Below are 7,298 nucleotides of genomic sequence, written 5' to 3' on the forward strand. Positions count from 1 at the left end.
ATGCGAGAAGAACATAGCGTCGTCGATGGGCCGCGTCAACCGTGGCTGTGGAACGGCTGAGTCTGTCCCGGTTCGGCCGTGGGCTTCGGCCTGGTTTGTCAGCATTGATGGTCCAAGTTCCCACCGTCATGGGGGCTTGATCCGGAGAACTTGGAGGGTGTTGAACGATGACTGGACCGATGGCAGGCCATCGAGCGCGGGTGGCCGCGGTGACCGGATTGGCGCTGCTGCTGGGCGTGGGGGCGTGTGGGGGCGAGAGTTCCACGGAGTCGCAGGCGGCACCGAGCCCGGGAAGCGCGGCTAGCCCGGCGGCCTCGGCCGCTGTGTCGCCGTCTGGTGAGAGCGTGGCGGCGTCACCGAGCCCCAGGCCGTCGAAGACGCCACCGTCACTCACCCCGTCGGAAAAGGAGCGGGTCGCGAAGGTCCGCGAGTCAGCGGTTCTGGGCAAGGTCGAGATCAAGCGCGGTCTGCAGCCCAGGCCGGAGGCTCCGGTGGACGATCTTCAGATCGCCAACAGCGGCAACATCAAGAAAGACCGGAACACGATGCGGGTGGTCTCAGCGCGCGGTGACCTGACTGGTCAGCGGGAACTTGCCTGGGTGGATGGCATGGGCGAGCCGGCAGGAAACAAGATTTTGTGCAGTCAGCGGATTCGGCTGCAGAACAATACAAAGGCCGGGGTTCGCAAGAACCTCCTGCTGTGCTGGCGCCTGAGTAAGGAAAAGAGCGTGTACACGGTCGCAGTCGACCTAGATGGCAACCCCTCACGTCGAAAGAGTGTAAATGCGATCTTGAAGCGCTGGAAAGCGATGGACTAGCCACGAATCGAAAGCGAACGGCGGCCGCACGGGTGCGGCCGCCGTTCGTGTGCTGTCGTGAAGAAGGATCCGGCGGCTCGCGTGAAATAGTGACGAGCCGCCGGATCTGCTTGCTGGCGATGCAAGTCCGAACTAGAACTCGGCCACCGTGAAGGTCGAGCCACTTGCGACTACAGATTCCGCGTACGTTGCAGCGGTTTGGGCTCCGATGACTCCGCTACTCACAACAGTGAGGTTGTAGGAGCCGTCGGGGACCGGGACGCCTGGCCGAAGGACGGGGAGAGCTGAGGCGGATAGGGTGCCGAGCGCGGGCTTCGAGATGGTCGCTGTCTGGCCATCCGTGGAAACAGAGGTGATGACCGTGCCCACGCGGAATGTCGCACCGTGGACAATCTTTTCACCGATATCCCCCGGGTAGAATTGTCGGGTGGCGGCGGTGACCGTCTTAGTGCCAATGGAAGCGACGGAGATACCCGCTGTCACCCGGTCTGCGCTACCGATGGTAACTGTCGACCACCCGTTTCCGTTACCTGGAGTAGCAGCCGCACTCAGCGTGGCCTGTGTTCCGGCCGCGTTGACGGCAGTAATATACGTGTCGGCGGCGAGGGCATCGGTTCCACTGGTCACAACTGTAGTGCCTACAACAGTTTCGCCGACATCATCTTGAGTCAAGCCGCCACCGGAAAAGACCAGCGTAGTCGTGCCGCTCAGCGTGGCGACGGCGACGCCGGCGCCTGCTGAGCTAAGAGCCCGACCAGTAGACGAGGGGTAGTTGCCAGCGGCCTCGGTCGAGGCATCCGTTTGGGCCACAGATGCATCGAATCTCGTTGAGAGGACGAGCGTGCAGATCAGCTCTGTGTCGTCGATCACGAGAACGTCGAGGCATTCGGAGGTTTGGCCGAGTGTTTTCTTGGTGCTGTTGTCAGCGGGGTTGTAGTTCCCGTTGACGAGATAGACCTTCGCGTCCGAGAGCGCCCAGCCGAAGTTATGGTTCAGGAAGCCCGACCCGAACATGTCGATGTCGACGAGGTTCCGCGACGACGGCGCTGTGTTCGGGGTCACCGTGGAACCGTTCACGAAGTCGAAGGCGTCGTTCATCCGAAGGGTGCCGGCCGTGGTCTCAATGATTAGGTCCGCATCGTTCTGCGGGGACGCCTTGGGAACCGTGGCCGTGAAGTAGTTGGCGGCTCCTGGACGAACCGTCAGCGGAAGGCCGCCCAGCGTGGCCTGGATCGAACCCGCCGTTGTGGGAAGGTTACTTCCAGTAACGGTGATCTCTGTGCCACCCATGGCGGGACCAGCGGTGGGACTGATAGCCGTCAGGGTGGCGGTAGCCACAACGGAGTAGGTCCCCGTTCCTACCAGCGGGCTGTTCTCAGTCGCCGAGCCATAGACGCAGACGTTGTACCTCACGGCGGTATTGGCCGGAGCGTAGTCCGAGAGGTCGATGTTGGCACCCGTTGTGCCTGCGGCTGCGGCCTTCGTCGTGACGGCGACCTTGGAATTGGACACCTTCTTGGTGGCACTCGCCGCCACAATGCCGGTGTTGGTGGCGCTGGGCAGGATGTCTGAGCCGTACTTGGCCGCCGTCCATGTCAGCTGGCAGGTGGGCTGGCTGAAGTAGGCGGCGGGAGTCGTGTAGCCGGTGAGCCAGGGCGTGGTGGCGGTGCCGGTGAAGCTGGCGTTGCCGGTGTTGGGCCCGGACACGGCGCTGAGTGTCAGGGGGACTGCGGCTGCTTGGGCCGGCAGCGCGGTTGCACCGACCACAACCGCGGCCGTCGCCGCAGTCGCGATCCCGGCGCGCAGAACGCGCCGAGGCTCGGTGCGGATTCTGGACTTACGCATGCGAGGTCCTCCTACGGTTTTGGAAACCGTCTGTGGGATGGGTGTGCCCGGGTCGCTCGCGGCGCCATCAGGCATTCTCGCCGGAAGCGTAACTTGATGCAGTAGAGCAAACACATAGAGTGATAAAGTTCAGTGAATTGGCTGTTGCGCCGCTTGGCCTCGGCGCGAAAGTCCTGCCTCTTTGTCCGACTCGGAGGAATTCTCTCGGTCTTGTCCGCGCAATTCCTGCGCCGGTCCGCACGCGGCGTCATAATGCCGTGCCGGCTGCCTCGCCCATCCAGGCACTTCGCTGCTCTGCGCTGCTGGCCAGGACTTTCGCCGGATCGCCGGGAGCGCTCCGGTGGCCCGTCTGCCGCGATGCCGGCGAGGAGACCGGCACCTGAGAGAATCCCTTACGTGAGCTCCGCTCATCGCATAGGCTTCAGGTGGATGCGCGGCCCGGTTCCGTGAGAATCCGGCTGGTCCGGTATTCTCTTTCTGTCCCTGAGGGCCGATCGCGCAATTGTGTCGTGCGTTTTTCGCAATTCTTGCGGCATCAAATGGACGCCTTCTCGCTACTCGTCGCTATCGCAGGAGGAAGCGCCGCTGGTTCACCCGGTCGACCGCGTTCGAGAGCGCGAGCTCCGGCCGGTGTTCCGGGGTTTCGTGATAGTGCCGCAACGTGTAATAGACGACCGCTGGGTCGGAGCCCAGCCATTGCGCCATGATCGCCATCATGGGGTAGAAGCGCTGCTCCCAGCCAGCGAACCCCGATGGCATCGGGCGCTGGGTGCGGGTCTCCTTCGCCGGTGCGGCGGTCACCGCGATCATCGGCGAACGCTGGTGCTCACTGGGGGACACCTTCAGCACCGCGTGCCACGGCGCGAAGTAGGTGAACGCCAGGCCCTTGTGGAACACACCGTCCGGGGTGAGTGTCACCTGCCCACGCCCCCGCCGCAGCATCAGGAACACGACGGCGGCCGGGACCAGGGCCAGCAGAAGCAGCACGATCGTGACGACCATCAGTTCGGGCAAGAGAACCAGGGCGAGCAGGACCAGGCCGAGACTGAGCAGGGTCAGGAACGACGCTGTCCAGTAGTACATCGACCGGCGGAAGAAGAACGTCAGGCCGGTTGATCCGTCGTCGATGGTCGCGAGCGTCGGCCGTGCGGAGCCCCGGGGGTAGCGGCGCGTCGCCAAGCTCAGGCCGGTGACGTGCAGGAAGAACAGGCTGGCCAACAGCAGGAACACCGTGGTGCCGAAGTCGCCGGTCACCGCCGTCGACACGGCGGTGACCAGGCCTGCGGCGGTGAGCAGCATGACGAAGCCGAGACCCAACGTCGACCAGCGTGTCGGCCGCAGTTCTCGCCACGGATCGTCATCCACCGGCGACGGCGAGCCGAGATGCGGATTGTCGTGTGACATGTCGGGTCCGTCCGGTCAGAAGAGCTTGCCGATGGTGTTCGAGAAGCCGTCGCCGAGGGCTTTGCCGGCGTCCTTGATGCCTTCCTCGAAGGCTGTGGTCACATTGTCCGGCAGCGCGTCGTAGGCCGCGTCGATGAGACCGCTGGCGGCGACACCGCCGATGACCCCGCCGATCGCACCGCCGACGACGGCTCCCTGCGGGCCGAACCACATGCCGACCACCGCACCCGTTTTCGCGCCGACGTACGCGCCGGCCAGGGCGCCACCCACCCCGGAGACCACCGCCTTGCCGACCGGTTTGCCGTGGTGGACGTCGTACCCGATGCCGGCCGCTGTGATGACCGCGCCGACCACCGGGACCTTGCTCACGACCCGTCGCTCGAAGGACTGCGCCCGCAACTCCAGCCGGTCGCTCGTCAGATACTTGCGGTACGAGGCATCGTTCAACGCCTTCGACTCCGCTGATCCGCCCGGCGCCTTCAGATACTGCTCGACCAGATCGTCGGACATCTTCTTGGCAGCCTCCGAAGCGCTGCGCAGAGTGTGCAGCCGAAGACCCGCCATGCTTCCGATCACCGCGTTGTTCGCGACGTCAGCGGCGAGCAGATGCCATTTCTGGGTGACGTCGTCCTTGATGTTCTTCAGCCATGCCCGGCCGAACTCCGCGGCAGCGTTGCCCTTGTCGGCCTCCGCCTTGGCCAGCTGGTACGCCTGAACCTGCTGCGGAGTCGCCTGACCCACGGGCTCAAAAATCGTGTCACCGGCGAGTTGCAGATTGTTGGCGACTGCGATCTGCCGGGCCCGTGACATGTGCGCCTGCCCCCGGGCGAGTTCGTCGGCGTACCGGGTCAGCGCCTCTGCCGAGGTGTGGATGCCGGTGCGCAGATTGTCGGCTCGCTCGGCCGCCGTACCCATGCGTTGATCGAAAGCGGAGCCGGCGGCGCCCTGCCAGCCGGTCGTCGCATCGGCTCGCGACGTTCGCATCGCCGACACCCCGGCGCCCACCTCGAAGGCGAGCTGGTCGTTGAGCCAGCGGGCGGTGGCGTGCACCTGCTCCGGCCGGCCGTCGAGCCGGGTGTCGATCGGCATCACGGCAACCCGGAAGCGATCTTCCCGGCCGAGGCCGCGTCCTCACCGGCATAGGACCGGCTCGCCGCGGCGACTCCCGTGCTCACCGCCAGCAGGCCGTCCACCAGGTTCGCCGAGCTTTCGCAGAGCTTGCCGACGATCGCCGCGATGGTCGCCGTGTCGACGCCGGCGTCCGGCAGCGCGGGAGCGCCGCCACCGACCGCGTCAATCGAGTCACCGCAGCGCCGCAACCGTTCGGCGATCCCGTCGAGCAGCTCCGGGTCCACGTGCAGATCGCTCATGATTGTTCCCCGTCCCGTCTCAGCTGCTCGGGTATACGCATGTCCATGTAGATGAGTTCATAGCCGGTGAGCTGCTGAATTCGATCAAGGTCGGTTGCGGGGACGACCGTCCACGGCTGCTGTTCTCCGCAACAGTCGACGAGACGGTCCAGTGCGGAGTAGATGAGCAGCGCGATCCGGCCGTCCTCGGTGCGCCGCAGGTCGATGTCGACCTCGCCGCTCTCCGCGTTGACCGACGAGCAGGGCAGGTAGACGTACGGCGGGATCGTTTCGGCGGGCAGGGCTCGGCTCCCCTCGATCGACGAGGCTCGCAGGCTAACCGGCCGCGCCGGTCATCGGTGTGATGCCAGTCCGTGATCTGACAGCCGCCCGGCGACGGCACGCGACGGAGATGCCGCAGCACGTGTCGGGACATGGGTAAGGCCGGGTGGGAGCACCACCCGGCCTTGTCCCGGATCGGAGGGCGTTCGGGCGTCAGCCGAGCTTGGCCCACTCCTTTTTGATGACGGCGATGCTCTCTGCGGTAGCCGGCTTCCCCTTCGGGGTCACCGCCATCGTCACCACGCTGCGGTTCTCCGATGTGCGCCAGCAGAGCAGCAGCGTCGGCCGTTCCTGGGCGGGGACACCCGCACTGAAGCGGATCCTGTTCGTGCAGCGCACGCCGCCGCCGACCGGCTTGCCCTTGTCGGCTGCGATGGTCAGGGCGCGCTGACCGGTCAGGTCGCCGCGGGCGGTCGTCACCCGTACCGTGCCGGTCTTGGTCTGGACGGTGTGTTCTTCGGCCGCGACGTCACCTGCGGCCTTGAGGGGGCGCTTGAGGGGGACGCCTTCGGCGGCCGCCTTGGCGCGTGCCTCCTTGATCTCCTTGCGGACCTCCGCCTTGCTCTTCTCGTCGGAGCGGGCGGCCTGCTTGCGCTCTTCCTTCTTGGGGGAGGGCGGTGTCACCGCGGGAGCCGCGGGCGTGGCGGGCGACATCGCGGTCGCCGGGGCCGTGTTGGCCGTCCCCTGGGCGGAGCCGGGCATCGCCGACGCCGGAGTTGAGCCGGGCATCGCGGAGGCCGGAGCTGAGCCGGGCATGGCGGACGCGGGGGCCGAGCCGGGCATCGCCGAGGCTGACGCCATCGGGTCCGCGGTGCTGAGCGGGGCCATCGCGGCCGGCTCGGGGAGGCTCTGCCGGGAGTCGTTCGCCTGCGCCGCGAGCAGGGCGCCGCCTGCCAGGATCACCGCGGCGCCGCCCGTACCGATGAGGGCGATCTTGCGGCGCTTGCCGCGCCGTGCCGCGGCAGCGGGGTTGCTGCTCTCGGCTGCCGGTGGTTGCTCATGGTCGGTCATGCCGCTCTCCTCCGGTTTTGTCGGCTTCGTCGATTCCATGCTTCCAAAACGTGAAGGGGCATCCGCTCGAATCGGGAGACTTCCAGCCGATCCTCAGGCCCGGTGGTGAGGGATGCGCAAAACCGGTGTGGGAGCCCGTTCGGTGTGCTACCAACGCGCACCGAGTCGACAACTGCTGTCACACCCGCACCCCCCGAATCTTGTCCCCGTAAGCAAATACGTGAGGGGACGTAGTTGATGAAGGTTCAGATCCGTAGGTTTGCCATCGGTGCCACCGCCATCGGCGCTTTCGCTGCTGTTGGCGCTGTCGCTCTGCCGACCGGTACGACGGGCTGGGAGCCCGTGACCTACGGCTTGACCGCCAGCCCGGAAGCGCTGCTGCCGGCCACCGTCTCCGAAGCCGCGCCGGCCCGGGTCGTCACCACGACGATCGGCGAGGACGGCAAGCCGGTCATCTCGGTGCGGGAGGCGACCGACCGGGAGACCGCGAAGCAGCTGGTCGAGGACGGCCAGAACACCGACGGCGCGG

At 66.3% G+C, this 7,298-nt stretch carries 7 protein-coding genes and 1 pseudogene; 2 read left to right on the forward strand and 6 right to left on the reverse strand.

The features are described 5' to 3' along the window. Positions 1-200 precede the first annotated feature (200 nt). Complete coding sequence (locus tag AB0F81_RS25895; protein WP_360201235.1) at positions 201-818, forward strand: hypothetical protein; 618 nt, start codon at positions 201-203, stop codon at positions 816-818. Positions 819-950: 132 nt separating this feature from the next. On the opposite strand, the gene AB0F81_RS25900 is transcribed toward AB0F81_RS25895, so the two are convergent. From AB0F81_RS25900 to AB0F81_RS25925, 6 genes are all read right to left on the reverse strand, one after another. Further along, positions 951-2,663 (reverse strand): IPT/TIG domain-containing protein, encoded by a 1,713-nt coding sequence (locus tag AB0F81_RS25900; RefSeq protein ID WP_360201237.1) that lies wholly within the window; start codon positions 2,661-2,663, stop codon positions 951-953. Positions 2,664-3,227: 564 nt separating this feature from the next. Continuing rightward, positions 3,228-4,067, reverse strand: a complete 840-nt coding sequence (locus tag AB0F81_RS25905; protein ID WP_360201238.1) for a hypothetical protein — start codon at positions 4,065-4,067, stop codon at positions 3,228-3,230. A 15-nt stretch (positions 4,068-4,082) separates the two neighbouring features. Next, the gene (locus AB0F81_RS25910) at positions 4,083-5,156 is read right to left on the reverse strand and encodes a hypothetical protein (RefSeq protein WP_360201240.1); all 1,074 of its coding nucleotides are present in this window, start codon (positions 5,154-5,156) and stop codon (positions 4,083-4,085) included. Then, positions 5,156-5,437: a hypothetical protein gene (locus AB0F81_RS25915; RefSeq protein ID WP_360201242.1), complete on the reverse strand. Its 282-nt coding sequence runs from the start codon at positions 5,435-5,437 to the stop codon at positions 5,156-5,158. The genes AB0F81_RS25910 and AB0F81_RS25915 overlap by 1 nt, the downstream gene beginning before the upstream one ends. Then, positions 5,434-5,637 (reverse strand): SAV_915 family protein, encoded by a 204-nt coding sequence (locus AB0F81_RS25920; RefSeq protein ID WP_360201248.1) that lies wholly within the window; start codon positions 5,635-5,637, stop codon positions 5,434-5,436. Before AB0F81_RS25920 ends, AB0F81_RS25915 begins: the two co-directional genes overlap by 4 nt. 274 nt (positions 5,638-5,911) lie before the next feature. Then, a complete protein-coding gene (locus tag AB0F81_RS25925) occupies positions 5,912-6,769 on the reverse strand; it encodes a hypothetical protein (RefSeq protein WP_360201244.1) in 858 nt (285 codons plus the stop codon). Positions 6,770-7,006: 237 nt separating this feature from the next. On the opposite strand from AB0F81_RS25925, the pseudogene AB0F81_RS25930 reads away from it, so the two are divergent. Further along, positions 7,007-7,298: pseudogene (locus tag AB0F81_RS25930) on the forward strand (peptidase S8); the annotation flags it as partial.

It is taken from the genome of Actinoplanes sp. NPDC024001 (genome assembly GCF_040638955.1).
GTDB lineage: Bacteria > Actinomycetota > Actinomycetes > Mycobacteriales > Micromonosporaceae > Actinoplanes.